At 45.9% G+C, this 25,992-nt stretch carries 22 protein-coding genes and 1 CRISPR repeat array; of the genes, 10 read left to right on the forward strand and 12 right to left on the reverse strand.

The genetic code is table 11. The features are described 5' to 3' along the window. Window positions 1-3 precede the first annotated feature (3 nt). From IQ209_RS06675 to IQ209_RS06695, 5 genes are read left to right on the forward strand one after another with little or no spacing between them, the layout of a single operon-like run. Window positions 4-2,361, forward strand: a complete 2,358-nt coding sequence (locus IQ209_RS06675) for a bifunctional salicylyl-CoA 5-hydroxylase/oxidoreductase (RefSeq protein WP_193850161.1) — start codon at window positions 4-6, stop codon at window positions 2,359-2,361. Window positions 2,362-2,370: 9 nt separating this feature from the next. Then, complete coding sequence (locus IQ209_RS06680) at window positions 2,371-3,510, forward strand: cupin domain-containing protein (RefSeq protein WP_193850163.1); 1,140 nt, start codon at window positions 2,371-2,373, stop codon at window positions 3,508-3,510. 3 nt (window positions 3,511-3,513) lie between these two features. Next, the gene (locus IQ209_RS06685; protein ID WP_193850165.1) at window positions 3,514-4,425 is read left to right on the forward strand and encodes a fumarylacetoacetate hydrolase family protein; all 912 of its coding nucleotides are present in this window, start codon (window positions 3,514-3,516) and stop codon (window positions 4,423-4,425) included. Window positions 4,426-4,455: 30 nt separating this feature from the next. Beyond that, complete coding sequence (locus IQ209_RS06690; protein ID WP_193850167.1) at window positions 4,456-5,445, forward strand: carbon-nitrogen hydrolase family protein; 990 nt, start codon at window positions 4,456-4,458, stop codon at window positions 5,443-5,445. Continuing rightward, on the forward strand, window positions 5,442-6,197 hold the full coding sequence (locus IQ209_RS06695) for an Asp/Glu racemase (RefSeq protein ID WP_304952570.1): 756 nt from the start codon (window positions 5,442-5,444) through the stop codon (window positions 6,195-6,197). The genes IQ209_RS06690 and IQ209_RS06695 overlap by 4 nt, the downstream gene beginning before the upstream one ends. 49 nt (window positions 6,198-6,246) lie before the next feature. Here the strand turns inward: IQ209_RS06695 and IQ209_RS06700 are convergent, their stop codons facing one another. The 12 genes from IQ209_RS06700 to IQ209_RS06755 all read right to left on the reverse strand — a co-directional run bounded on the left by IQ209_RS06700 (window position 6,247) and on the right by IQ209_RS06755 (window position 19,116). After that, complete coding sequence (locus tag IQ209_RS06700; protein WP_193850307.1) at window positions 6,247-7,341, reverse strand: DUF4056 domain-containing protein; 1,095 nt, start codon at window positions 7,339-7,341, stop codon at window positions 6,247-6,249. A gap of 35 nt (window positions 7,342-7,376) precedes the next feature. Next, entirely contained in the window at window positions 7,377-8,528 is a 1,152-nt protein-coding gene (locus tag IQ209_RS06705; protein ID WP_193850169.1) for a BamA/TamA family outer membrane protein, read from the reverse strand. After that, entirely contained in the window at window positions 8,528-9,517 is a 990-nt protein-coding gene (locus IQ209_RS06710; protein ID WP_193850171.1) for a hypothetical protein, read from the reverse strand. The genes IQ209_RS06705 and IQ209_RS06710 overlap by 1 nt, the downstream gene beginning before the upstream one ends. 505 nt (window positions 9,518-10,022) lie before the next feature. Continuing rightward, the gene (gene cas2e, locus IQ209_RS06715) at window positions 10,023-10,316 is read right to left on the reverse strand and encodes a type I-E CRISPR-associated endoribonuclease Cas2e (RefSeq protein ID WP_189758795.1); all 294 of its coding nucleotides are present in this window, start codon (window positions 10,314-10,316) and stop codon (window positions 10,023-10,025) included. A gap of 2 nt (window positions 10,317-10,318) precedes the next feature. Then, window positions 10,319-11,239, reverse strand: a complete 921-nt coding sequence (gene cas1e / locus IQ209_RS06720) for a type I-E CRISPR-associated endonuclease Cas1e (RefSeq protein ID WP_193850173.1) — start codon at window positions 11,237-11,239, stop codon at window positions 10,319-10,321. Next, on the reverse strand, window positions 11,239-11,913 hold the full coding sequence (gene cas6e / locus IQ209_RS06725; RefSeq protein ID WP_193850175.1) for a type I-E CRISPR-associated protein Cas6/Cse3/CasE: 675 nt from the start codon (window positions 11,911-11,913) through the stop codon (window positions 11,239-11,241). Before cas6e ends, cas1e begins: the two co-directional genes overlap by 1 nt. Further along, a complete protein-coding gene (cas5e, locus tag IQ209_RS06730) occupies window positions 11,900-12,673 on the reverse strand; it encodes a type I-E CRISPR-associated protein Cas5/CasD (RefSeq protein WP_193850177.1) in 774 nt (257 codons plus the stop codon). The genes cas6e and cas5e overlap by 14 nt, the downstream gene beginning before the upstream one ends. A gap of 11 nt (window positions 12,674-12,684) precedes the next feature. Further along, entirely contained in the window at window positions 12,685-13,722 is a 1,038-nt protein-coding gene (cas7e, locus tag IQ209_RS06735) for a type I-E CRISPR-associated protein Cas7/Cse4/CasC (RefSeq protein WP_193850178.1), read from the reverse strand. A 41-nt stretch (window positions 13,723-13,763) separates the two neighbouring features. Continuing rightward, the gene (gene casB, locus IQ209_RS06740; RefSeq protein WP_193850180.1) at window positions 13,764-14,315 is read right to left on the reverse strand and encodes a type I-E CRISPR-associated protein Cse2/CasB; all 552 of its coding nucleotides are present in this window, start codon (window positions 14,313-14,315) and stop codon (window positions 13,764-13,766) included. Window positions 14,316-14,441: 126 nt separating this feature from the next. Then, window positions 14,442-15,920 carry a type I-E CRISPR-associated protein Cse1/CasA gene (gene casA, locus IQ209_RS06745; RefSeq protein ID WP_228005751.1) on the reverse strand — a complete coding sequence of 493 codons (1,479 nt, stop codon included), beginning with the start codon at window positions 15,918-15,920 and terminating at the stop codon, window positions 14,442-14,444. After that, window positions 15,920-18,667 (reverse strand): CRISPR-associated helicase Cas3', encoded by a 2,748-nt coding sequence (gene cas3 / locus IQ209_RS06750; RefSeq protein ID WP_193850182.1) that lies wholly within the window; start codon window positions 18,665-18,667, stop codon window positions 15,920-15,922. Before cas3 ends, casA begins: the two co-directional genes overlap by 1 nt. 50 nt (window positions 18,668-18,717) lie before the next feature. Further along, complete coding sequence (locus IQ209_RS06755; protein WP_193850309.1) at window positions 18,718-19,116, reverse strand: VOC family protein; 399 nt, start codon at window positions 19,114-19,116, stop codon at window positions 18,718-18,720. Between the two features lie 469 nt (window positions 19,117-19,585). Beyond that, window positions 19,586-21,324: a CRISPR direct-repeat array (repeat unit 28 nt; unit sequence GGTTTATCCCCGTACTCACGGGGAACAC). 539 nt (window positions 21,325-21,863) lie between these two features. Between IQ209_RS06755 and gntR the strand changes: the two genes are divergently transcribed. The 5 genes from gntR to nadS all read left to right on the forward strand — a co-directional run bounded on the left by gntR (window position 21,864) and on the right by nadS (window position 25,767). Then, window positions 21,864-22,859 carry a gluconate operon transcriptional repressor GntR gene (gene gntR, locus IQ209_RS06760; RefSeq protein ID WP_193850311.1) on the forward strand — a complete coding sequence of 332 codons (996 nt, stop codon included), beginning with the start codon at window positions 21,864-21,866 and terminating at the stop codon, window positions 22,857-22,859. A gap of 221 nt (window positions 22,860-23,080) precedes the next feature. Next, window positions 23,081-23,638, forward strand: coding sequence for a gluconokinase (gene gntK, locus IQ209_RS06765; protein ID WP_193850185.1), 558 nt, complete (start codon window positions 23,081-23,083; stop codon window positions 23,636-23,638). After that, complete coding sequence (gene gntU / locus IQ209_RS06770; protein WP_193850187.1) at window positions 23,635-24,972, forward strand: gluconate transporter; 1,338 nt, start codon at window positions 23,635-23,637, stop codon at window positions 24,970-24,972. Before gntK ends, gntU begins: the two co-directional genes overlap by 4 nt. Before the next feature lie 186 nt (window positions 24,973-25,158). Further along, window positions 25,159-25,470 carry a type II toxin-antitoxin system RelE/ParE family toxin gene (locus tag IQ209_RS06775; protein ID WP_189758785.1) on the forward strand — a complete coding sequence of 104 codons (312 nt, stop codon included), beginning with the start codon at window positions 25,159-25,161 and terminating at the stop codon, window positions 25,468-25,470. Then, the gene (nadS, locus tag IQ209_RS06780; protein WP_189758784.1) at window positions 25,471-25,767 is read left to right on the forward strand and encodes a NadS family protein; all 297 of its coding nucleotides are present in this window, start codon (window positions 25,471-25,473) and stop codon (window positions 25,765-25,767) included. Window positions 25,768-25,992 lie beyond the last annotated feature (225 nt).

The raw sequence follows: 25,992 nt of genomic DNA on the forward strand, positions 1-25,992 counted from the left end.
ATCATGAATGTAAGAGGTAAGAATGCAGTAGTCAGTCAAAATGCAGTGACCGTAACGGGTAAGAATATCGTATGTATTGGCGGTGGACCGGCGGGATTGTATTTTAGTCTGCTGATGAAGTTGCAAAATCCTGATAATCGTGTCGTGGTCATCGAGCGCAATCGTCCGTATGACACTTTTGGCTGGGGTGTGGTGTTTTCGGATGCAACATTGGAAAACTTGCATCAGGCTGATCCGGTGTCGGCTGAAATTATCAGGGAGGAATTTAGTCGTTGGGATGATATTGATATCCACTTTAAGGGAACTGTAAATCGTAGTGGCGGTCATGGATTTATTGGCATTGGCCGTAAAAAGTTACTGAATATCCTGCAAGATCGTTGCGACGAAGTCGGGGTTGAATTGCTGTTTGAAACGCAGGTTGAGGATGAGCAGGAGATTGCCCGTCAATATCATGCAGATTTGCTGATTGCCTCTGATGGGATTAATAGCCAGATACGCACTCGTTATGCCAAATCTTTCCGGCCTGATATTGACCAACGCCATTGCCGTTTTGTCTGGCTGGGGACGCGTAAAATTTTTGATGCGTTTACGTTTCTGTTTGTGGAAACCGAATATGGCTGGTTTCAGGTTCACGCCTACCAATTTCAGGAAGGCTTATCGACTTTTATTGTCGAGACAACGGAAGAGACCTGGTTGGCTGCGGGGATCGACAAAATGTCACAGGAAGAGGGCATTGCGTATTGCGAAAAAATATTCGCACCGTGGCTGGATGGACATCCCTTAATCTCCAATGCTACCCATTTGCGGGGCGCCGCCATTTGGATACGTTTTCCTCGTATCATTTGTGCGAACTGGGTGCACTGGATCAAAGAGGACGATAGCGGCAAAAATATCCCGATTGTGTTAATGGGAGATGCCGCCCATACCGCCCATTTTTCCATTGGCTCCGGCACAAAATTGGCATTAGAAGATGCGATTGAACTGGCAAACAGCCTGAAAGCCCATCAGGGGAATTGGCTGGCGGGGTTGTCCGATTACCAACAATCGCGCAGTGTGGAAGTGCTGAAAATTCAGAATGCCGCCCGTAATTCAACGGAGTGGTTCGAAAATGTCGCACGCTATGAACGTTTTTCGCCTGAACAATTCGCTTATTCATTGCTGACACGCTCACAACGCATTTCCCATGAAAATTTGCGCTTGAGAGATAGGGCATGGTTGGAAAATTATGAGCGCGGGTTTGCCAAAAAATTTCGCCTATCTTCACCATTAACTCCACCGTTGCTGACACCTTATCAGGTACGCGGCGTGCGTTTAAAAAATCGGGTTGTGGTCTCTCCCACGCTGCTTTATAGCGCCGTGGAGGGCGTTCCGGGGCCATTCCATCTGGTTCACCTTGGCAACAGGGCATTGGGCGGCGCGGGTCTGGTGATCGCTGAAATGACGGCCATTTCGCCGCAAGCGCGTGTCACGCCTGCCTGTACGGGATTGTGGAACGATCAGCAAGTGCAAGCGTGGAAGGCGATCACCGATTTTGTCCACCAACATTCTGACTCGTTGATAGGCATCCAACTGGGACACGCGGGAAGACGGGGGTCAACCCAATTGGGGTGGGAACAATCTGATCACCCTTTGCCAGAGGGTAATTGGCCTTTGGTTTCGGCATCGGCCTTGCCCTATTTAGCCGGGATTTCACAAGTGCCGGCAGAGTTGACCAAGACACAACTACAAGAAATGACGGAGCAGTTTGTTGCAGCAACCCACCGTGCCATCAAAGCCGGTTTTGACTGGCTGGAGATCCAGGCCGCTCACGGTTATCTGCTCTCCAGTTTTATCTCCCCGCTGACTAATCAGCGCGATGACGAATATGGCGGTTCGCTGGAAAACCGGCTTCGTTTCCCATTGGCCGTTTTCAAGGCGGTACGTGAGGTTTGGCCGGCTGATTTACCGATATCGGTGCGTATTTCTGCCACGGATTGGGTGGAAGGGGGAACGACGGTTGATGAAGCCGTAGAGATTGCCCGTCGTTTCCGTGAAGCCGGCGTGGATATGGTGGATTGTTCCACGGGGGAAGTTTCTGCTGATCAGAAGCCGATTTACGGGCGCATGTACCAGACTCCGATGGCTGATCGCATTCGCAATGAAGGCAATGTGCCGGTGATTGCGGTCGGTGCAATTACAGATGCTGATCAAATCAACGGCATTATCGCTTCGGGGCGCGCTGATCTCTGTGCCTTATCCCGCCCATTCTTATCTAATGCGGCCTGGCTACTGCATGAATGCGCCAGATATGGCTGGACGGGCATCGATTGGCCAAAACCTTATCTTTACGGCAGAGCGCAACTGATTAAAAAACCACTCTAGGAGATAGCTATGTCTCAACAAGAAAATATCCAAGCTCATGATCAATACAGGGAAGATATTATCGGCCGTGCCAATGTGGTCGATAGCCCTGAACTGCTGGCGTATTACAGGGAGTTGGGAAAATACCGGACAGGGGCACTCTGGACCATCGCCAATAAAATAGAACCCTGGCAACCTAAATCAGCCTCAGTGCCGGTACTTTGGCGTTACCGTGATCTGCGTGAGCACGTTTTAAAATCTGCCGATTTAGTGACACCGGAAAAAGCGGGTCGTCGTGTGGTCTATCTGAACAATTCGGGAGAGCCAGGCGCCTCTACCGCTGTTGGCTTGCTCTATTCCGGTCTCCAGACCATGCGGCCGGGGGAAGCGGCATCGGCACATGCCCACTCCTCTTCTGCCCTGCGTTTCATCATGGAAGGACGCGGTGCTTACACCATTGTTGATGGTCAGAAAATGTCGTTGGGAGCGAATGATTTTGTCTTAACCCCGAATGGCACCTGGCATGAGCATGGTGTTGAGCCTGATGGCTCGCAATGTATCTGGCAGGATGGCCTGGATATACCGCTGGTTAACATATTGGAAGCGGGTTTTTATAAGGTACATCCTGATTTGCGTCAGGCAGTGACTGAACCTGTGAATTCTTCTATTGCACTTTGGGGTGTTCCCGCTTTGCGTCCACAAAATGTTGGCTGGGATAAACCTTATTCTCCGTTGTTCAGATACCAATGGGAGCCAACTTATGAAGCTTTGCAGCGTTATGCCTGTGTTTCGGATGGATCGCCTTTTGATGACATTTTGATGCATTACGCCAATCCGCTAACCGGCGGTCATGTGATGCCGACTCTTGGCGCCAGTATGCAGTTGTTGCGCCCTGGTTTTGTGGGTAAGGCACATCGTCATACCGGCAGTTTTATCTATCAAGTGGCAAAAGGAAAAGGTTATTCCGTGATTGATGGTCAACGATTTGACTGGCAGGAGCGGGATATTTTCTGCGTTCCTTCATGGGCATTTCATGAGCATGTGAATGTTTCACAAACGGATGATGCTTGCCTGTTCTGTTTCAACGACTTGCCCGTTATGCAGGCATTGCAATTGTATTACGAAGAAGCCCTGACTGATAACGATGGGCACCAACGAGTGAGAGGATAAAAGATGCGTTTAATCACTTACCGTTCAGAAGTCACGGCTGCCGCGCGATTAGGGGCGGTTGTCAATGATCACGTCGTCGATCTGGCAAAGCTGGCTGCCCATACCGGTCATCGATTGCCGGATAACATGCTGGAGTTTATTGATCTGGGACCATTAGCAGTCAGGAGCACAACAGCGCTGTTAGATTCCTTTAAGGGTTTGTGGCCTACGGGCGTTTCACAGCCATTACAGAATGTGAAAATTCTCGCTCCTATTCCTCGCCCGCGGAAAAACCTCTTTGGTATCGGCCTGAACTATGTTGAACATGTGGCAGAATCCAACCGCTCTTTGGATACGGCAAAAGATCTGCCAAAAGAGCCGGTCATTTTCTCTAAACCACCAACGACAGTGATTGGGCCTGGCGATGCGATTGAGCATAACAGTGAGATCACAGCGCAATTGGATTGGGAAGTGGAACTGGCGGTGATTATCGGCACCCGCGCCAAAGGGGTATCGGAAGCTGAGGCGTTGAAATATGTTTTCGGCTACAGCCTGATAATCGATATGAGCGCCCGTGATTGCCGTCGGGCGGGGCAGTGGATCTACTCCAAAGGGCAGGATACCTACGCCCCTTTTGGCCCTTGCATCGTCACGGCTGATGAAATTTCTGATCCCCAAGATCTGGCGCTGAGCCTGAAAGTCAATGGCGTGACCAAACAGGATTCCAATACGCGCCATATGTTGTTCAAGGTCAATACGTTGATTGCGGATATTAGTAAAGGCATCACGCTGGAGCCGGGAGATATCATTGCTACCGGCACACCGGAAGGTGTCGGGGCAGGGCGTGATCCACAAGAATGGCTATGGCCGGGGGATGTTGTTGAAGCCTACCTTGAAAAGGTCGGTCATTTGCGTCACTCCGTGATTGCGGTGTAAGTCAAGCATAAGCTAAAACAGGAGCCTGATATGCTGAAACTTCCTGAGTTCAAGGCGGCTGCGGTACAGGCTGCGCCTGTCTTTCTGGATACAGAGGCGACGGTTGATCTCGTTTGTCGGCTGATCCAGGAAGCAGCAGATAAAGGGGCCAGTTTGGTGGCTTTTCCCGAAGTATTTGTTTCGGGTTACCCCTATTGGAACTGGGTAATGACCCCAATACAAGGCAGTCCGTGGTTTGAGAAACTGTGCAAATCTGCCATTGAAGTCCCAGGGCCGGAGATCAACAAAATCGCCCTGGCTGCGGCTCGTCATCATATCAACGTTGTGGTTGGGGTTAATGAGCGCAGTCCTAACGGCATAGCAACACTCTATAACACGCTGGTGACTATTTCTGATGAAGGAAACATTCTGGGGCGTCACCGTAAGCTGGTGCCGACATGGGCGGAAAAACTGACATGGGCGAATGGTGATGCGGCTTCGTTAAAAGTGCATGATACCCGTATCGGGCCATTGGGCGTGCTGGCCTGTGGTGAAAATACCAATCCGTTAGCGCGTTTTTCCTTGTTGTCTCAGGGGGAATTGGTCCATGTTGCCAGCTATATTTCCCTGCCGGTTGCACCAGCAGATTATGATATGGCTGAGGCGATCCGTTTGCGGGCGGCAGCCCATTGTTTTGAAGGCAAGGTGTTTACCATCGTCTCCTGCTCCACGATTTCACCGGAAATTGTCACAGCGATGTCGGCCACCCATCCTGAAGCAGAAGCGTTACTGGCACGTTCTAATAGTGCATTTACCGGCATTATTGGGCCTGATGGACGCGTGATGGGTGATCCCTTGATTGATAAAGAGGGGATCGTCTATGCGCATATTGACCTGAACCGCTGTATTCAGCCTCGCCAAATGCACGATATCACGGGGCATTACAACCGATTTGATATCTTCGATCTCAAAGTGAACCGTCATCCAATGCGTGCGATCCGATTTACTGATCTGCCCGCCGATCAGGGGGATCTCCCATGAATAACACACCGCATTTTCGCGTGGGGCTGATTGTTCCTTCATCGAATACGACAATGGAAACAGAAATTCCCGCTATCCTGCACGCCCGTGAAGTCGTAAACCCTGAACGTTTTACCTTTCATTCCAGTCGAATGAGAATGAAAACAGTCACAAAAGCGGAACTGGCGGCCATGGATGCAGACAGTGATCACTGTGCGCTTGAGTTATCGGATGCCGCGGTTGATGTGCTGGGATATGCCTGTTTAGTGGCGATTATGAGCATGGGACAGGGATATCACCGGATCGCTGAAAAGCGCCTCCATCTGCGGACGCTAGAAAATGGACATCCGGCACCGGTTGTGACCAGTGCGGGGGCGTTGGTAGATGGGTTACATGCTTTGGGGGCGAAACGGATCTCCATACTGACGCCCTATATGAAACCATTGACTCAGTTAGTCATTGATTACATTGAAAATGAGGGGATCGAAGTTATCGACAGCATTTCGCTGGAGATCCCCGATAATCTTGCCGTCGGGCGACAAGATCCCCTCGCACCCGTAGAGATTACCAAACGGCTAAACAGTAATGTGGATGTGATTGTGGCTTCCGCTTGTGTACAAATGCCTTCTCTGGCGTCAGTAGCGCTGATCGAAGAGCGGGTTGGACTGCCTGTTATTTCTTCATCTGTGGCGACAACCTACATGATATTGAAACAGCTTGGGTTAAATACATACGTTCCGCGATTTGGATCACTGTTGTCAGGAAGATATTGATATACCGGTTAATTAGGCATATGCCTCATATATATTGAATAAACGCGTCTTATTTAATTAGCAACTGTTTTTCATCTTCCCGTCGGGCATTTTCCGCCAGCATTTTAAAATCTTTTATTGTCCAATATTGTTTTGGAACAGGCAGATTTTTCATTTCATTGGTTGGCCATAGCTGAAATTCAGCCAGTTTATCCAACGAAAAATGCTGATAATGCTTAGGCAGAGACAAGCGCAGGGCAAAGTGTTCTTTACCGAAAGGCATTAATGGTAACCGGTTGTCCTGGATATCATAATTCCGGTGCAGAACTAAAAATTTCTCAGGAATGCGTTGATAACTGTTCCACCACAAACCATCTACGCTATCAAACATCTCTTTTGTGCCTGATTTGGGGTAATCTCCAAGTTCATGCAAAGCTATTGGCAAGATCTTCGTCATTGCGTCCGAGAACTGTGCTACAGAAGAAGCGTGGCCTTCCAGAATCAACGTCAGCGCCAACCGTGCACCCAATAGGTTTGAATAGAGATCTTCCGGGGAAAAAGCCGAAATTCCCTCTGAAAATCCAGGGACTGATTGATAGCCATACCATTGCGCTATTTCATGCCAGGCGGCAAGTTGAAAAGCGAGTTTAGCCGCTAAATAGGCACTTAGCGTATAGCGTTCAGCCGGATCTTGCGGTGGCGTAAAAGCAAAAAAATGCATTTTACGCGCGGCAAGTTCATTATTCAGGGTTAATTCCCTCTCTTGACCAAGATGAGCGTAAATCTGGCTAAACAGATAAAGCGTATAGTCTGCGGTATCCCTGACATGGGAGATATCAATAAACCCTCCCTTATGGGTATAGAGCAGACCCACTTTTTCATTGCTTACCCCCAACAAGGCGGCACTGGCACCGATAACACTGTCATTATAGTGATGCTCACCCAATTTCTTGGCTTCGACAATATTGTCGATGTCGTAGAAGGGAATGGGAATATTCCATAGTTGGGCTTTTAGGTTATAGCCGAAAGCACAGCAAGCCCTTAAACCTTCTGGCGGAGCAATGGGAGGTAATGCATTCCAATTTTGCTGTGACTGCTCATGGGTATCACTGACAAGGACCGGTTTGACCGGATCAACCGATTGTGGCTGGTTTTGGCATGCCATCAGTAAAAAACAGAGGCAAAGTGTAACGAATAATCTCAAAACGCTTCCCCAACCTGAAAATAGAATCCAGTACTGTCTTTACCGACACCAAAATCTAATCTGACATTCATACGTGGTTTAAACTCGAAACGATAGCCAATACCAATAGAAGGAAGCCAATGCTTGGTTCCCAACTGTGAAGGGGAATCTCCCAACGTGCCGGTGCCTATCCAGCCGACCACACCGTGGCGCCAGTCCAGTTGATGTCTTAACTCTAACTGTGTTGTGAAGATATTGTTGTCACGATAACGCCCTTCATAATACCCGCGCATCCGCTGGCCGTTACCAAGCAGTGATAGCTGGTTCCACGGGACATCACCTGCGCTGAAACGGGCATAGTTATCGAAGGCCAGGACGGTCTTGTCAGATAACGGGTAATAGGCTGAGAACTGAAGTTGTGTGGTATGGAAACGGTGATCACTACCTAATTCTGGGGAAAAATAGGTATAAACAATCTCAAATGCTTGTCCGTGTCGTGCATTGGGTAAAAAGTCCCGTGTATCATAACTGAAGTGGGCACTTACACCGGAACTCATCACGGAACGACCACCGACAGATTGGGCAAAATACCGTTTTGCTCCGCTATTGGGATCACTGGCATTGACGGATGAGAAATTCCAACCTAATCCCATATAGGTGGTATTAGCGACGCGGTAGAGAAGTCGCGGATGAATAGCAAATTCTTGTGAACGGTATTCCTCTTTGTGACTGTCATTTTTACCGGCATGATAACCTTTTCCCCAATAGTAAGTTGGGGTGTTATTCAGTGTACCGGAAACGAATAACCGCCATTGGTCACTGGCAAGAAAATTGTAATTGGTAAAGTTCAGGCCAAACGCGCCGGTAGATGAAGCAAAGCCACTGAGTCCCAATGAAGAAGTCTGGCTAATGTGGTCTGAATGGTCAGGACGGTACAAACCGACCACAGCCACACCAATCCCCATTCCCATTTCAGGGGTGTAGAAAGGACCAGGTAATACGCCCCAGTCAATTTTTTTGCGGTCATCAAAATGATTACTGCCGCCTAATTCGTTTAACCAACCATCAATTTTTTGCCGGTTAGGCAGGATATCAGCGTGGGCTGATGAAATGGTAAAGATAAGCAGGCTGGCAATGACCAGCCTTTTGAGCGTTGCAAGGCCAAACATTAAAAACGGAACTCACCGGAAATAAAGAAACTGTTTCTGTTGCCAAAACCGACTTCTGACAGGATATTGAAATTACGAGTGATTTCGAAGCGTGCACCAACGGTATTGTTCCACTTATGGGCTAGGTGTTGTTTGACGTCGAACGACATTTCAGGGTCATTTTCGAGGACCGCTCCGACAATTGCGCCTAGCGCTCCGGTCATATTTAGGTTAGCGACCTTGCCCTTAAAATGTTGGGTAATATCTTGATACATGGCTCCAGTCCAAACTTGAACTTTGGTATTACCTTGTCCTGCAAATAATGGCTGAAATGTAAATTCATAACCAATTCTAGGGGTTATAACAAGGGCTTTAATACCTCCGTCTAAAATATCTAGATTGGTTTGAGTATAGTTTGTATCTAATGTTGCAAAAAATTGATTATAACCTCCAGCCAATGTAATACCACCACCATAGGTTTTGCCTTTAAAATCTAAAGCGAAAGGTGTATTTCCAAGTATTGGCATAGGTAGGCCACCAAATTTCACACTTTCAACATCAGATTGAGATGAGCCTTTTGTTTTTCCATATACACCATAAACATTTAAGAATGGCAGAACCCATGTATCCAGCTTAAGAATATGCGATTCAGTGCGTTCACGGGTTTTCCCTACTTTTATTTCTGTAGAGCCAGGAGTATCAGGATTATTAGGCATAATAAAACCGATTTGATCTACTACAATATCCTGGCGCAGATTCATATAACCATAACTAGCACCAAACGGTTCAGGCAGGTCGTAACCTTTTGCACGTGCTGCATCACCCCAAATTGGCAGAATACGAGATCCCGATTTAGTCGATTGGGATAAGCTACCGTCATTATTTGTTTGCTGAACGCCAGATTCAGATACGGTTAATGAAAAAAGTGGGCGCTCGCTATCTGCATAACTGTATGAGGTCGCAAGACACAAAGTGGCAGCTAACAATTTGTTGGTATTAGTTAAGTTCATAAGTGAATTCGCTTCCTAATTTTTGATGTTTAATTGTCTGTAAAATGAACATATTAAGACGGAAAGGCGCGTAGATTATCATAGCTATTTTGGGCAATCATCAATGAGTTATGTTTGTAGGTGGAATATCGCACGATTTGAAATATTCGTTTGTTTTATCGTCAAATAGAGCGAGTTTTATCTCTCCAGATGTTAGTAAAAATAATTAATTTATATTGCAATTATTTCTTATATTGATTTTTATTTCGGTTACTTAAAATAAGAAGATAATCTATAACGGTTTTAATTTTATTTATTATTTACATGACTTATCACAATAAGCCATTGTTAAACGACAATTGATAATCTTATCTTTGGTTTTCTATTATCTCATTTAATTTATATTAATTTTTTTTATGTTTTTCATATTGGAATTATTCATTGAGCCTATGGGGAATATTTGTTTTTGTCTCGTTCTACAATCAGCGTTTGCGGTTTATCTCCGTACCTACAGGGAATACCCAAACTAATCCTCAGAAAGTGGTTTAAATTTCACTAAACGCAGTCCATCAAAATCTATCGGTTCCCTTCGGTTTTCACCAAAGGTTTGAAAATCAAATCCAGATTCGGTGTTGGTCTGCCATGCCATAACTGCATTTCCATCTTCGGTCAGCTCCGTGATTTGTTGCCAAATCATTTCCCTGATTTTATGGGATATATTACCCACATAAACCCCTGCCCGTATTTCCAGTAACCAAATAGCCAGCCGCCCCCGTAATCTAGGAGGAACAGCTTCTGTTACGACCACCGTCATACTCATCTCTATTGACTCCTGTGTCCAATGTCACCGATAGAAATGGGTTCGGGAATCGCCGGAGGTTGTGCATCAGCAGGAGGGAGCGGTGGGGAAATTTCGCCCGCCGCAAGCACTTCTTCAATTAAGGGAATAAGGCGTTTCAGAATTTTGTCTGTCCTGAATTTTTCACGACAAGCAATTCTGACTTGCCTGTCAGAAGCAATACTATTGGTGGCAGCAACTTTAAATGCAATAGGCACGACGGTATCAAACTTTAAGATATCTGCAATATCATAGACAAATGACAAAGGCTTGCCAGTATGCAGAAAACCAATAGCAGGTGCATAACCCGCCGCCAGAATAGCGGCTTCGGTCACTCCATATAGGCATGAGGTTGCTGCACTAATGCAGCGGTTGATGAGATCACCCTTATCCCAATCGGTATGATCGTAATTGCGCCCGTGCCATTTTACGCCATATTGTTTTGCCAATATTTGATAGGTTTTCCTGACGCGGGCACCTTCAATGCCCCGAAGCTGTTCGACATTGCGTTTTTGGGGAGCGGGTTCACCAAAACGTAATTCAAACATTTTGCGGACAACTTTGAGCCTTAAATCCTCATCCAGTGCTAATTTAGCCTGATAAAGCAGCCGGTCTGAACGCGCACCGCCTGGCTGTCCTACGGAATAGAGTCTGACACCGGCTTCTCCCACCCAAATAAGCAATGTTCCGGTGGTAGATGCCAATTTTACCGCAGCATGACTAATGCGGGTACCTGGCTCCAGCATAATGCAAGCAAGGGAGCCGACGGGAATATGCATACGTTCGCCGTTGACTTCATCAATCACAACAAACGCATTATCTTTGACATCAATACGTCCCATACCAATAAAGATCATCGAATTCCTGTTCTTGATGGGAATGGGTTTTAATGGAATAAATGCCATTACAGTGCCCTTATTAGCATCAGCCCACAACCAAAGGATTTTGCTCTGCCAAACCCTTTCTGGTATTGCTCAAGGAAAAGTTCGCTATCTGACAAAGTGAGTACGCCCTGAAAATCTACGCTGGAAAATGCCACTTTCTGGCCAGAGGCTTTAAAGCTGCTATGTTGGGTATAGCGTTCAATATCCGGAGCAAAATCAAAGCGAATCCCCCAATTAGCCAGCCGTTTTTCATCTTGTATCCAGGTTTGGGCGGCCTGCATCATTGCTGATTCAAGGTCTTCTGAGCTACCAGCATGTCTTGCCTGACGCTTGGCGTGCATCAACACATCATGGCGAAGTTGTTTGCCTGAATTTTTATTTGTGAGGCAGACAGTGGGATTTGCGCGGAGTTTAAACGCCAGTTTTTGTCCGTTATGTAATTGAGGGGCAAAAGGCTTGGTCTGAATCTGGAACCGCGGGGAGTTGGCTATCGGTATGGTCGTAGACAACACAAGAAATTCAGGTCTGCCACTTAAGCTCATCTCTTGCCTGAAAAGGAAATTGCGTTCTTCCTGCTCCGTAAACAATTGCCACAAGAGTTGGTGGGAAGCATAGACATCATTTTTCGTCTGTTTTCGTGACGGTGCTTGTATAGAGTAAGCAGAAGGGTGCAAGGTGACTTTAGACAGATACATGTGTTCCCTCCACGACTGATAACTGGAACGATAATTGGTGCATCGTGCGTTGCGTAAACTGCCAGCGGCTACGTGATAGTGGCTCATCCCAAAGTTGATGCGTCAGTATTGTCGTATCAGGGATCGTGATCTCGTCTTTATCTCCTTCCCAGAAATAACTCACGACATCATGATTACGTTGCCAATAAGAGTGATTGGCCTTTTCTGATTGATAAGGCAAGAGAGGAAAAGGCGTATCAAGGGCGGCTTTTAATGACAGATATTCTGCCAGTTGCGGCATCATCGGAAGTGAAAGAGGGCAGGATTTTCGCCCAAGGCTCAGCGTAAAAACGGGTTTTAGCAGCGCGTCACGCAGGGCAGAAAGGGGGAAACTGGCCTGTTCGGTCAAGGAAATAGCGATAACCCACACGCCATCAGCAAGGTAATCGCGTGAAGACAGTATGTTGTTTAATTTGGATTTATCACGTAACTCACTTTTACGGGTCAGATGTGCCCGTTTTTTCTCTTGCGAAGGAACCTGGGAGGTATGGTAATCCCGCATCAATAAACCGGAAACGATCTGTTTGATGGCGATCTTGACACTCTGCTGCAATGCCATGAGTTGTGTTTCATCATCGCGCCGGATGCCCAGTGCTGCACCTAATAACCCCAGAATAGCCGAACGGGTTGGATAAGTGCCGGTTGGCCGGTTTTTACCGACCGCTTCTACTCCCCAACTGGCTAGTGCCCCATATAAACGAAAGACCAGGTAAGTCTTCATATTGGCCTCTTTTATTCAGTAACGAATTGAAGTAGCTCAGCAAAACAGCCTTTACCCGTGACGGCATTGATGCTATAGCGCGTGTCAGCACAAGCGCCATAAACGTTATCGAAGTTTTCTCTCTGGTTTTCTAACGCTTTGATGGCATCGGTTGCCTGATCTTCGCTATCAACGGGCTTTAAGAATGCAACAGACAGGGAGCGAGGTTGATATTCTCCCTTTTCCGCCAACACATAGCTGGCATAGGCTCGGGAGCCGAAACTGTTTTGTTTACCGGATGGGGCGATTTTAATAGCGGCTTCTGTCAGGGCTGCGATGGCTTGATTCGCCAGGGTTTCATTACCTGACAGATTTTCGATTAGTAAAGATTTGTTGATACAGATATAGCTGTAGAACAGAGCAGCCGCAAAGCCAGTTTCGCCAATATGAGCTGAACCGGAATCGCTTTTGCCCGCATTGAGATCGTCAACAGCGGTAAAATAGTCATCTTCCACCGCAACACTGTGAACGCTGATAGCGTGGGCAACCTGACAGGCTGCTTCCACATTATAGGCAGGGCTGGATGCCAGCATACGTCCAAACAATGCAATATCTACGGCTGTTTTTTCTCTGCTCAGCAGATTCAGTTCTTCCTTGGTTGGTGCGCGATTTTCGGCAATAATTTTATCGGCCAATGCAAAGGTAGCCTCTTTTTCTGCCGGGCTGATATGTACCAGTTGTTCAATTTCCAGAGGGTCATTTTTTTTATTTGTGCCAAAGACTTCCGCAATGGCAGAAGCCCATTCAGTGGCTTGCTTCTCTTTGATTCCTCCAGTAAGCAGGCGTTGATAAACCTGAAATCCAAAGCGCTTGGTGCGAAAACCAAGGTGCTCTGCGAGGGCATCCTGAAACAGATCAGAGATGCGCCAATGGCGTTTCAAGCTTTGAGAACTAATTCTTAATCTCTCCGCTCCGCCCATTCTGGCGGTTTTAGGGCGTCCGAGATCGTCGCGGTTCAGATTGGCAGGCGGGTAGGAAGTTAACAGATGTAGCTGAATAAATTGGCTCATTTAAAATTCCTTATTAGCTTAAAATGGGTTAATTATTGGCGTTATTTAGCGACCTTGTAGTAATCCATCGCCCATTGCACACAGAGGCGTTTATTGGCGCGATATGCTCTTGGCTGGTGGTACTCTCTCAACCATTGTTCAATATCTTTGGCAAGGGATAACACGGAAACCTGGCCTTTCAGTTGTTGTAGGATGCGCCGCAAACGCATAATAAATTCATCGGGTGTTTTGGCTGCTTGCAATTGGGCAAAGCGATGTGTACTGACAATCGGCTTGTCGTTTTCGGTTTTGGTGCCTGCAGCAGTTGCCAGATTAGTGGTGGTGTTGGTTTTGACATACACCAGCGTGACGGCAATCATCGCCCATCGCGTAACAGTCTGTTGCTGAGCCTCTTTGGTGATATCTTCGGGCAAGCTGAACCATAATGCGCGAAAACCTTCGGTTAAAGCTGCTGCCTCAATATCCTGGCAACGCTTTAATTCAGCTTTAAAGAGCGTTGGTGCAGGGGGGATCTCTTTTTTCTTCAATTCTTCGGAGGATAAAAACATGCTTTCCCACCAGCGTAGTAAACGACCTTCACTTAGGTTATTCATTGATAATTTCCCCCTTCTTTTTGTTCTTGGATGATTGGATTTCTATATTGTGCTCTGCCATAAATGACTTGATATCTTTAGAACCCATTAACCACTTGGTAAGTGTTTGCCGCGCTTCGATTTTTTCTATGAGTTTTTTGGGATCGGTATCTTCTGACAGTACAAATTCATCAAAGAGATCAAAGCAGGTATTTCTAAGTTGGTAGAGCCAGGTTTTAGCGTCTTCGGTGGAGAGGGAAGACGCTTTATGCTGACAATCTGTTGTACAGCCTTAAAGAAGGCGGTTTGAGTGCGTTGGTAGAAGGTCGCATCAATAAATGACATATCGCCTTTTGTCTCATTCGGGCGACGGAACCACGCGCTTTTGATCTGGGTACGGCACTGCGTCAACGCATTGACAGTGAGGTTTTGGAGTGTCTTGACGCGCCGGAAGATGGCATCTTTCTTTTCAATCGGCATGGAAAACAGAGGCAAAGTAGTGGAATGCCAACCGCGGGCTTTCATTTTTTCCATATCATAGCCAAAAACCCATAACCGAGGGGTGGAACTTTGTTCATCGGCAAAATAATCATTGATCTGGTTAAAATGGTCGACAACCTGGGCTGCCTGTTGACCCTGTTTATCATCGGAAAAAGTCAGGCTATCCCAGATCTTATAGGTAATGCCGCCGGGCTGCCCTTTGATAGAAAGGTGCACTTCATCCGGTTTTTTCGGATTCCACCAATAGGGGGTTAGAGGGTGTTGCCAGGTACCAGAATAATTGTTGCCATCGTTTTGGGTACGATAACCCGAAACGGATGGGTGAGTTGCTTGCCCTGTTAATTGGCAGATGGCGGGCTTATCCTCTATCTCCAGCTGGATCCGCCGTGGCATGGCCCAATACATATGCAGTTCATGGACATTATGTGCGTAAATTTCTGTCCCTGCTTTTTGGCTGTTATTAGTTTTACCCAACCAAGGAAAAACGTCTGGGCTATTGAGATCAGGATCGGGGTAAGGCCAATGTTCCCGATTAATGACATTCAGCCAAAGTTTTTGCCATAGCGAAGCATCCGCTTCTTGTGGCTGAATCAAGGTCGTGAGTGGACCACCTCCCCGTAACCCGACACGATGTCCAGCACCGCCGGCAGGCGCGTTAATCTGTAGTGTGAATAGGGCAATGGCGGCCATTTCAGGGGAGATCACGTCACATTGGTTGCGTTTGATAAAGTGATCAGTATTATCCTTCAATGTTTTTTCCCCAGGTGATTCAATCAACAACCCTGAAATGTTGGTGGGTTTTTTTTCAGCTAACGAATCAAAATCCTGCATAAACAGAGGGCCATTTCCTGTCAGGTTGAAAGCATGTTCTACCCGATGAAATGCAGCTTGTAAGTCAGCTTGTGTAGGGGCTTGCTCGTAATATTCATGCCATTCGTATTTATCTTCGGGAGCAAAAGCCGTTTGCAGCAAGCCAATGGCCAACTGGTAAGCGGCGCCCTGAAAATCAGCCCGTGGCAGGGCAAAATCGACAACGGCGGGATCGCAGATTGCCGCTAGCGGTAACCTTTTCTCGCTACCATCTCTCATGCTAAAAGTCAGCCATGCGTCTTTAACGAGGTTCATTACGCCTCCTGCTTGGGATAAAAACCAATGTTGGGATCATAAGTAAAATGCGGGTCACTCTCTGGCAGCCAGATGTGCAGGTATTTGACGGAGTTGAATTTACCCTGTAACCGCTCCATGGCTTGAGAAAGGGACTCTGGTATGGGGTGCAACTTATCGGCAAATTTGTTTTTTGATATTTTGACAATACTTAATTGGACAGGGAATTTTTCATCCTCTACCCACGGTATCAATTCACCACTTTCGGTCCGTCTGACGAGCAGCACGCTCACTGTCTCGATATCGCTGAATCGGGTGCTGATATCGCAGTTATCGTCATACCAACCACGGGCACTGCGTTTGCTATATTCATAGCGCTGCCATTGCAGGGCTTGTGATCGTGCTGCGGCATCTTTGCTCCGCCCTTCTCCGATTTCTTCATTATCCTTGGCTTTGAGTGCATCAGGGATCTGTTCATCAGCATCTTCACCGTAAACGGCTTCGATCAAGGTTCGCGCCTCAGCAGGCATACGAATCGCTCCCAAGCGCAGGAGTTCGCGTAAGCCAAGCCATAAACGTCCGGCTGAACGATAAACATATTGGGTATTGCGAAAGTCTTTGCTCAGCCAATCCGCTTTGGGTTGATCATCCCATTCTGGGGCGTGGAGATATAATTCAGGCGCAGAGCGGCTATCGGTAATACCTTGCTTGTATTCGCTATTTGCGTTACGAGTATGGCGGTGCAAACGACCAACCCGCTGAATCAAGTCATCGATCGGGCAGATATCAGAGATCATGACATCCGTATCTGCATCAAGGCTTTCCTGAAACACTTGCGTTGTAATCAGGATCTTTCCTTGCCGATCCTTCTGTTTGCTTTCTTTACCAAATATTGCCAGCACACGATTTTCGATCGCTTTTCTGTCATGCAAAATAAAACGGCTGTGGAATAACAGGCAATTTTCCGGCTGCTCCATTTGTGACTGAATGAGTCGGAAAGCATGGAGTACATCATCCACGGAGTTGCGAACCCAAACCACACATTGCCCATTTTGAGCGGCGTTGAGGGCGATTTGTACACATTCATCCAGATGATTCACCGTTTTTACGGTGACAGTACGGCTGACATCTGGACGACTGTGCAGGGGAGTTTCAACCAATGGAGCTTCTGGATTTAACGTGACATGAGTTGCCAGTGGAAAGGCGGTTTTTTGCAATTTTTGTGGCGGTATGCCGCTAGCAGATAACCAGATATCCACCAGTCGTTGGCGTTGTTTCAAGGAGAGTGTGGCAGTCAGTAATACCACGGAACCCCCCTGGTGCAGGTGCAGACTTAATACGCTTTCCAGCAATGCAAACATGTATTCATCGGCGGCGTGTACTTCATCAAAGATCAATACTTTGCGATTTAATCCAATCAATCGAAGTGACTGGTATTTTCTCGGTAAAACGGCAAGTAATGCCTGATCGATAGTACCTACCCCCACCGATGCCAATAGGGCTTTTTTATTAGAATCAGCTAACCATCGGTGGCACTGTGCTGTCGCAGTGCTATCGTCTCTGGTGTAATCACTGTCGTTATGTTCAGACGTCAGGATGATGTCACGGAAATTATCATTCATTTCACGTGCACCGTGCGCGAGAATGATACTAGGCAGTTTGCTGTTCTTTGTATCGAACATATGATGGTAGTGCTTGACGATTCGGCCAAACATGGCGTTAGACGTTGCCATTGTTGGCAGGCCAAAATAGAAACCGTCCGCAGCCCCGGTTTGCATTAAGCGGTGAGTCAGAGCGAGGGCGGCTTCTGTTTTGCCTGCGCCCGTAACGTCTTCCAGAATAAAAAGTTGTGGGGAGTCATCAATCGGGACTTCCTCCGCCCATTTTTGTAATGGGGTCGGTGAAAAGCGGTAATAATCCTGGATAGAAGTGTACGGCGATATCACTGGCGTGTTATGGAGATCAATGCCATTCAAGGCAACCTGGGCTTGTTTTTGGGCCAGCTGCCAATATTCTGCCAGTGGAAGGGCTTTGGTTTGATAACGAAAATGGTAGCAGTCAGAGCCTATCCAGTCAGCCAGCACGACAATACCGGCAAGTTGCCAACTCACCTGTTTTAGGTTTCGTTGCCAGTCTTTTGAAAGGAGCTTTGCCAGTGGCAGACGAGGTTGAAAAAGCGTGAGCAGATCATGAACAAATGCTGTAGCGTCAATAACATTAATATTATCGGGAGCAGTAAAATCGACAATATCTTGCCAACGGCCGTCATCAATGGGTTTACCGTGATGACCAAGCACACATTGCATTAAAATCATCAATGTATCTTGAGCACGGTCTTTTTCCCTGAGTTGCAGGTGATTGCTGCCCACTAACGAGAATAGGACGTGGTCTTGGATTTTTTTCCAGAAAAACAGTCCCAATCTATCATGCCTGAAATGTTTGGAATCATAGGGGGTACATTTATAAGGTTTAAGCAGATCTGTATTTTCTTGGGAATATAGTTGTTGAAATGCAGAGGCAAATTTGCCGATATCGTGCAGTACCAGAAAAAATGTAAACAGGTTTTGTAACGATTCTGGTGATAATCCCAAAAAGGTTGCGAGATCTCGCGTTAATTTTTTATGTGGCGCCAATAATAATTGGCCTACTGCGGCAACATCCAGACAATGATAAGCCAGAAGATGGTAATTTTCGTCAGAATAGGGATTTTTTTGGGCTTTGCCCCAATATCGTGTGAGGTAATTAAAGTTATTTATTAAATTAGTCATATGCTCTCATGAATAAATAATTATAACTTGCCTATATTAATGGTTTGTCATTAATCTTCTGCGTTTTCTCTATATTGGCTAAATCGAAGTAAATAACCATCTGGATCTTGAACGAGAAATTCCCTCTGACAGATTGTGGTATCACCTATGCAATAATAATTATCTTCCAGTGGTCGATAAAGTTCGATTTCGTTAATTTTCAGGTTTTCCAGGATTGACATAATGTTATCGACTTCAATTTGAAAATTAATACCACGCCCTAATGGTCTATTAAGTTCTCCAGTATTCCAACCATCGTCATGAAATACTTCCAGCATTAATTGTGCTTCACCTAATCCTAAATAAACAAAATCAGGATTTTCTCGACGAATTAATATTTCGAACCCTAATATTTTTTGATAGAAATCAAGTGAAACTGCAAAATTGGTCACGGTAAGTTCTGGTACCATACGATTCCAGTAAGTTATTTCTGTTGCATTATTAGCGTTCAAAGTGTTTTCCTGGGTGATTATATTTTTTAAAATAGCGAGCTACTTAAAAAATGAGTTAAATCCACTACGTTAACAACGGATTTGGAGAATTTACCCTATTTTATATTATGTTATCACTAACATTTTATCTTATATGGAATATTGATCACATTCAGGATTATGTGAACCGTTAGTGATGGAAACCCTATAGCATCATAATGAGCTAAATTTTGATGATTCTCTTTATGGTTATCCTGTAATAATTTCTGAGTGGACTTATCTGATAATGTCTTATCTTGATAGGTTGCTTTTCGTTTCAGGGATCTAATTTCTTGTTGAAGTTTGTTTATAGTTTTAACGGGATTTGAAGCCAGTAGTGCTTTTAGTGACTTTTTGCGCCAATTATATTTTCAAGTCTCTAAAGTGTATGATTTTGTTATCCAAGTAAGTGTTTATCCCCGTACTCACGGGGAACACGCAAATGCCCTACTGACAATTCAATATTGGTTGCGGTTTATCCCCGTACTCACGGGGAACACTCACGGTTATGTACCTGATTTGCATATACATGCGGTTTATCCCCGTACTCACGGGGAACACCCGAATGTCCTGCGCATTAACAGACGTCCAGCCGGTTTATCCCCGTACTCACGGGGAACACGCGCTCTTTTACGCAGAAAAGCACACAGTTGGCGGTTTATCCCCGTACTCACGGGGAACACAAGTTCCTCAGAAATAATCCCGGAGGCGAGGGGGTTTATCCCCGTACTCACGGGGAACACTCAATCCTCGCAAGCGTAGTGTGTTGGAAGAACGGTTTATCCCCGTACTCACGGGGAACACGTTCACGACGATGAGCAGGGAATGGCTTTAATTCGGTTTATCCCCGTACTCACGGGGAACACGCATAATTCGATTTGATTACAGCGATATCTATCGGTTTATCCCCGTACTCACGGGGAACACTTTCACACCTTAATTTTCAGTCACCGAAATGCCGGTTTATCCCCGTACTCACGGGGAACACCAGCTGGGTGCTTTTTCCTTTCGACTTTTTTTCGGTTTATCCCCGTACTCACGGGGAACACATCTTCAAACAATGTCCTGGCTTTATGAACTCCGGTTTATCCCCGTACTCACGGGGAACACTACAGGGCATAAGTTCAAAAAGCATGAAAATTAGGTTTATCCCCGTACTCACGGGGAACACGCTACTGGCATCCAAAACATGAATATCCCGGTCGGTTTATCCCCGTACTCACGGGGAACACATATAGTGCAGATTTGTAAGGAAATAGAAAACCGGTTTATCCCCGTACTCACGGGGAACACTGAATATACACCCAAGACGAGTAAGTAATGGTCGGTTTATCCCCGTACTCACGGGGAACACATAGGTTTTGAAACGTGCGTCCTCAATGATACCGGTTTATCCCCGTACTCACGGGGAACACTAAAATTTACCAAACACAACTCCGACGGTTTTCGGTTTATCCCCGTACTCACGGGGAACACTTCTGATTTAACTCTCTGCGCGACCAAGTGAGCGGTTTATCCCCGTACTCACGGGGAACACCAATTTTATGATATCACGTCACTAAGTATATACGGTTTATCCCCGTACTCACGGGGAACACGCCTCATTATCAATGTGCTTTCCATAATATCGCGGTTTATCCCCGTACTCACGGGGAACACAATAGAAAAACGGTAAGACTTCAAACCAAGCTCGGTTTATCCCCGTACTCACGGGGAACACCAAAAGATGGCTCGTTGGCTGGCCCCAAGGTGCGGTTTATCCCCGTACTCACGGGGAACACGGCTCGTCGTATTCAGGGGCAATCTGACAGTCCGGTTTATCCCCGTACTCACGGGGAACACTTATATTCATTGATGTCAACCAGTCGGATCACCGGTTTATCCCCGTACTCACGGGGAACACAACCAATAAAGCCCGTTTTCCATCGCCGCAGGCGGTTTATCCCCGTACTCACGGGGAACACTATAGGGATCATTTTGTTTATAACTCAATCTGCTGGTTTATCCCCGTACTCACGGGGAACACCAAACTCAGGTCGTCTCTGAACTCCACCTGCCCGGTTTATCCCCGTACTCACGGGGAACACTGAAGTGCGTTGAATCAGAGGGTTAACAGCACCGGTTTATCCCCGTACTCACGGGGAACACCCCTAATTTTATCCATCTGTTTTATAAAATCTTTTTAGGACCGAAAAATTCTACCATTTTTTTAGCCTATAAAGTCAGCCAAATTTTTCCTTTCATTTTTATGATTTACCATCTGTAATGTAGATCGCATTTAATTCATATTCTCAACTCTTATTTACCAATTTATGAGATTCCCGTCACAACAATAACAAAATGAGAGTGGCGTTAATTTAATGGTAAAGAAAATAAGGTCATGAAAACTATTCTATTGTGTATTGAACGATGGGGAGATTCATTAGAATGCTGGTTGTTGTGTACGCAGCCGGAAACTGAAGAGTAGGAGCAGCGGTATTGGCTAATCCGGTGAGATCATTTTTTAAGCCTGCTGGAATATTTACTCAAACGCGCGTAAGCCATCACAATTTCAGTAATTACTGCTAAACAAGATGCGAGTATATTGGCATTTTTCACCAGAAAGCGTGTTGTAATGCTGTATAAATATGTTAAAACCGCAAGCTATTCCTCTGCACCTATCAATAACTGATTGTATTACATTGAAAATGAAGAAAAAACGCCCAGCTTTACAAGATGTTGCCGACCTCGTTGGGGTCACAAAAATGACGGTCAGCCGTTTTTTACGCAATCCCGATCAGGTTTCTGAAGCGTTGGGAAAACGAATAGCGGAAGCTGTGGAGCAACTCGGTTATATCCCCAACCGTGTACCCGATATTCTTTCTAATTCCACCAGCCGTGCAATAGGTGTTTTGCTTCCTTCTTTGACCAATCAGGTCTTCGCTGAAGTTATTCGCGGCATCGAGAATGTGACTGATCGCAATGGATATCAAACCATGCTCGCCCACTATGGTTATTCTGCCCAGAAAGAAGAAGAACGTTTACTCTCCTTGCTTGCTTACAATATTGATGGCCTGATTCTGGCTGAACGCACGCATACCCCCAAAACGTTAAAGGTGTTGCAAACAGTAGGCATACCCGTAGTTGAATTGATGGACAGTGTATCGCCTTGCCTTGATATTGCAGTAGGGATCGATAATTTTGCAGCGGCTCGTCAGATGACGATGGCGATGATCGAACGCGGCTGCAAAAACATTATTTATCTTGGTGCACGGCAGGATGAACGAACGATGATCCGTTTGCAAGGATTTGAAATGGCGATGTTCAATGCTGGGCTTCAACCGAGAAAAATGATGACACCAGTCAGCTCTTCCTATTCATTAGGCGCGCAGCTTTTGCAGGAATCCTGTCAGAAATATCCCGAAATTGATGGTTTGTTTTGTACGAATGATGATATCGCCATCGGGGCAATTTTCGAGTGCCAGCGACAGGGGATTAAAGTACCGGAAGAGATCGCGATAGCTGGCTTTCATGGTCATGATGTCGGCCAGGTAATGGCTCCCAAGCTTGCCAGCGTGTTGACTCCTCGTGACTTAATGGGACGCAAGGCAGCGGAATCCTTGCTTGCCCGTCTGAGAGGGGAGACGCTGGAACAAACTCTGATCGATGTTGGGTTTACCCTTTCATTGGGTGAAAGTGTTTAATTTTTGTAGCTCGAAATGATGCTTTCCCATTTTCAATTGCGATAAGCCTCACATTTTCCTTTTTTGATGATCCTGATTGATTGCTCATCATCCGGCTCTACTGTTAATGTTACCAGCAATAAGTTACCGGTAACATTTGGTGGGTAATATTTCCCTGCTGATTTTTTTATTTAAAATCATATGAATATATAAGCAGTAAGACCTGTGTAAAGGAGTTTGATATGAGTGATACCCAACAACCAAATCACGTTTTTGTATTGATGGGGGTATCCGGCAGCGGTAAATCCGCGGTTGCCAGTGGTGTTGCCCGTGAACTAGGGGCTGCTTTTCTGGATGGGGACTTCCTTCATCCCCGCGCCAATATTACAAAAATGGCACAGGGCCAAGCTTTGAATGATGATGATCGTAGGCCATGGTTGAAGGCACTCAATGACGCCATTTTTGCCATGCAGCGCACCAACCCTATCTCTCTGCTCGTGTGTTCTGCCTTGAAAAAAAGCTATCGGGATATGTTACGTGATGGCAATCAAAACCTGTCGTTTCTCTATATGAAAGGAGATCTTGACTTAATCGAAAACCGCCTGAAAGCACGCAAGGGGCATTTCTTCAAACCACAAATGCTCATCTCGCAATTTGAGACACTGGAAGAGCCGACCCGTGATGAAAAGGATATTTATCGCATTGATATCAAACCTGATCTTGATGAAGTCATCAAAAATGCGATTAAAGCTATTGACCATATCCACTCCATTAACCGTATTAGTGAGGGATGTTCATGAGTACTGTAACTCTGGTTCTGACAGCCGTCGGCTCTGTTCTCCTATTGTTGTTTTTGGTGATGAAAGCCAGGTTACATGCTTTTATTGCCTTGATGATGGTTTCTGTGGGGGCAGGGGTTTTTTCTGGCATGCCACTGGAGAAAATCACCCAGACAATGCAGGACGGTATGGCAGGCACTTTAGGCTTTCTTGCCATTGTTGTGGCTCTTGGTGCAATGTTTGGCAAGATCTTGCATGAAACGGGAGCCCTTGACCAGATTGCCGTGAAACTGCTGGATAGCTTTGGTGAAAAGCGGGCTAACTATGCATTGGGTGTTGCCGGTTTTGTCTGTGCATTACCACTGTTTTTTGATGTGGCGGTTGTGTTATTGATTGGCGTGGTATTTGCCGTTGCACGTCGCACCAATGGCAATGTCGTGAAACTAGCGCTTCCATTGTTCGCAGGTGTTGCGGCGGCGGCCGCATTTTTGGTTCCGGGGCCAGTGCCAATGATGCTGGCTTCCCAGATGGGAGCCGATTTTGGCTGGATGATATTGATTGGCCTGAGTGCTGCCATTCCCGGCATGTTATTGGCTGGCCCGATATACGGTAATTTTATCAGCAAATATGTGACACTGGATTTACCCAAAGATCTAGGGACACCAAGTATTGGCAAAGGTCAGATGCCTTCCTTTGCCTTCAGCTTGGCATTGGTATTATTCCCATTGATACTGGTGGGCTTGAAAACTATTGGTGCTCGTTTTGTTGATCAGCAATCAACGCTATATCATTGGCTGGAATTTCTTGGTCATCCTTTCATTGCAATTTTGCTTGCTTGTCTGGTGACAATTTACGGGTTGGCGATCCGTCGTGGTATGAGCAAAGAGAAAGTTATGGAGGTCTGCTCTGCAGCGATTCAACCTGCGGGAATTATTTTGCTGGTGACAGGTGCAGGTGGTGTATTCAAACAAGTGCTGGTAGATTCAGGTGTTGGGCCTGCATTGGGTAATGCGTTGATCGGTGCTGGCCTGCCAATCGCGCTGGCGTGTTTTATTTTGTCAGGTGCGGTGAGAGTGATTCAGGGTTCGGCGACTGTCGCATGTTTGACCACGGTAGGGTTGGTTCTGCCAGTGGTTGGTGAATTGGGCTATTCCGGTGCGCAAATGGCCGCGTTGTCAGTATGTATTGCTGGTGGCTCTTTGGTTCTTAGTCATGTGAACGATTCTGGTTTCTGGCTGTTCGGTAAGTTTACTGGTGCGACAGAAGCACAAACCCTAAAAACCTGGACGATAATGGAAACCATTCTCGGCACAACCGGCGCGATGGTTGGTATGATCTATTTCGCTATGTTGTGATGTGCTAAAGCCTTTTTAAGCGGCGATTTCGAATGGCACCTTATGATATGAATTAAGGTGCTTTTTTATTAATTCTCCTAACTTCTCGACATAGGTTTTGTTGTTTCTATAATTGAGTGTCAGTCATTGACTTATAGCTTTTGGGTGATAGGATAGATTTTATCCATGGTTCATTGAACGACAGTAATGCTATTTATTGAAACAAAAATATTTACAGATGATGTAGTTCAATTATTAACAGATGATGATTATCGCGAATTTCAGACATTTTTGGCTATTCAGCCTGAATTTGGTCAAGTTATTCCTAATACTGGTGGACTTAGAAAAATTCGATGGAGTTCCTATGGAAAAGGAAAGCGCAGCGGCGTAAGAGTCATTTATTACTACAAATTATCTGATTCACAGATAAGATTATTGTTAATCTATAGAAAAGGGATTAAAGATAATCTAACAGAACAAGAGAAAAAGATATTACGCGATCTCAATGAGAGGTGGTAAATGGATGCAAAATTGTTTGAGCGTCTAACTGAAAGTATGACGCAAATGAATGAAATTATTGATGGTACTCGTGAACCTTCGCGTGAAACACATGTGGTAGCTGTGCAAGTCAAGAAGATTCGACAATCGACGGGATTGTCCCAAACTGGATTTGCAAAACTGATTTCAGTGAATGTTGATACATTGAGAAATTGGGAACAAGGACGCCGCCAGCCTACAGGTCCTGCAAAAGCACTTTTGCGCGCTATTGAACGTGATCCTGAACATGTATTGCCAGCACTTTCCGGTACGAATTAAGCTGTTGCATATCAGTATTAATCGCAATGGTGGTAGCCTTTTTAAGCGATTTTTCATGGCACCTTATCCATCATAAGGTGCTGTTTTACACGATTCCCCGTGTTATCCACGTTCATTAGCTGCTAAATAAATCTTATTTCATGCTCGCTTACCAACCGCAATCACTAATATACCAATCGCCTTTCAAGATGCGTTTTATATCTCCCGCTACGCAGGGAGATTGGT

The organism is Xenorhabdus sp. BG5, assembly GCF_015163665.1.
Taxonomy (GTDB): Bacteria; Pseudomonadota; Gammaproteobacteria; order Enterobacterales; family Enterobacteriaceae; genus Xenorhabdus.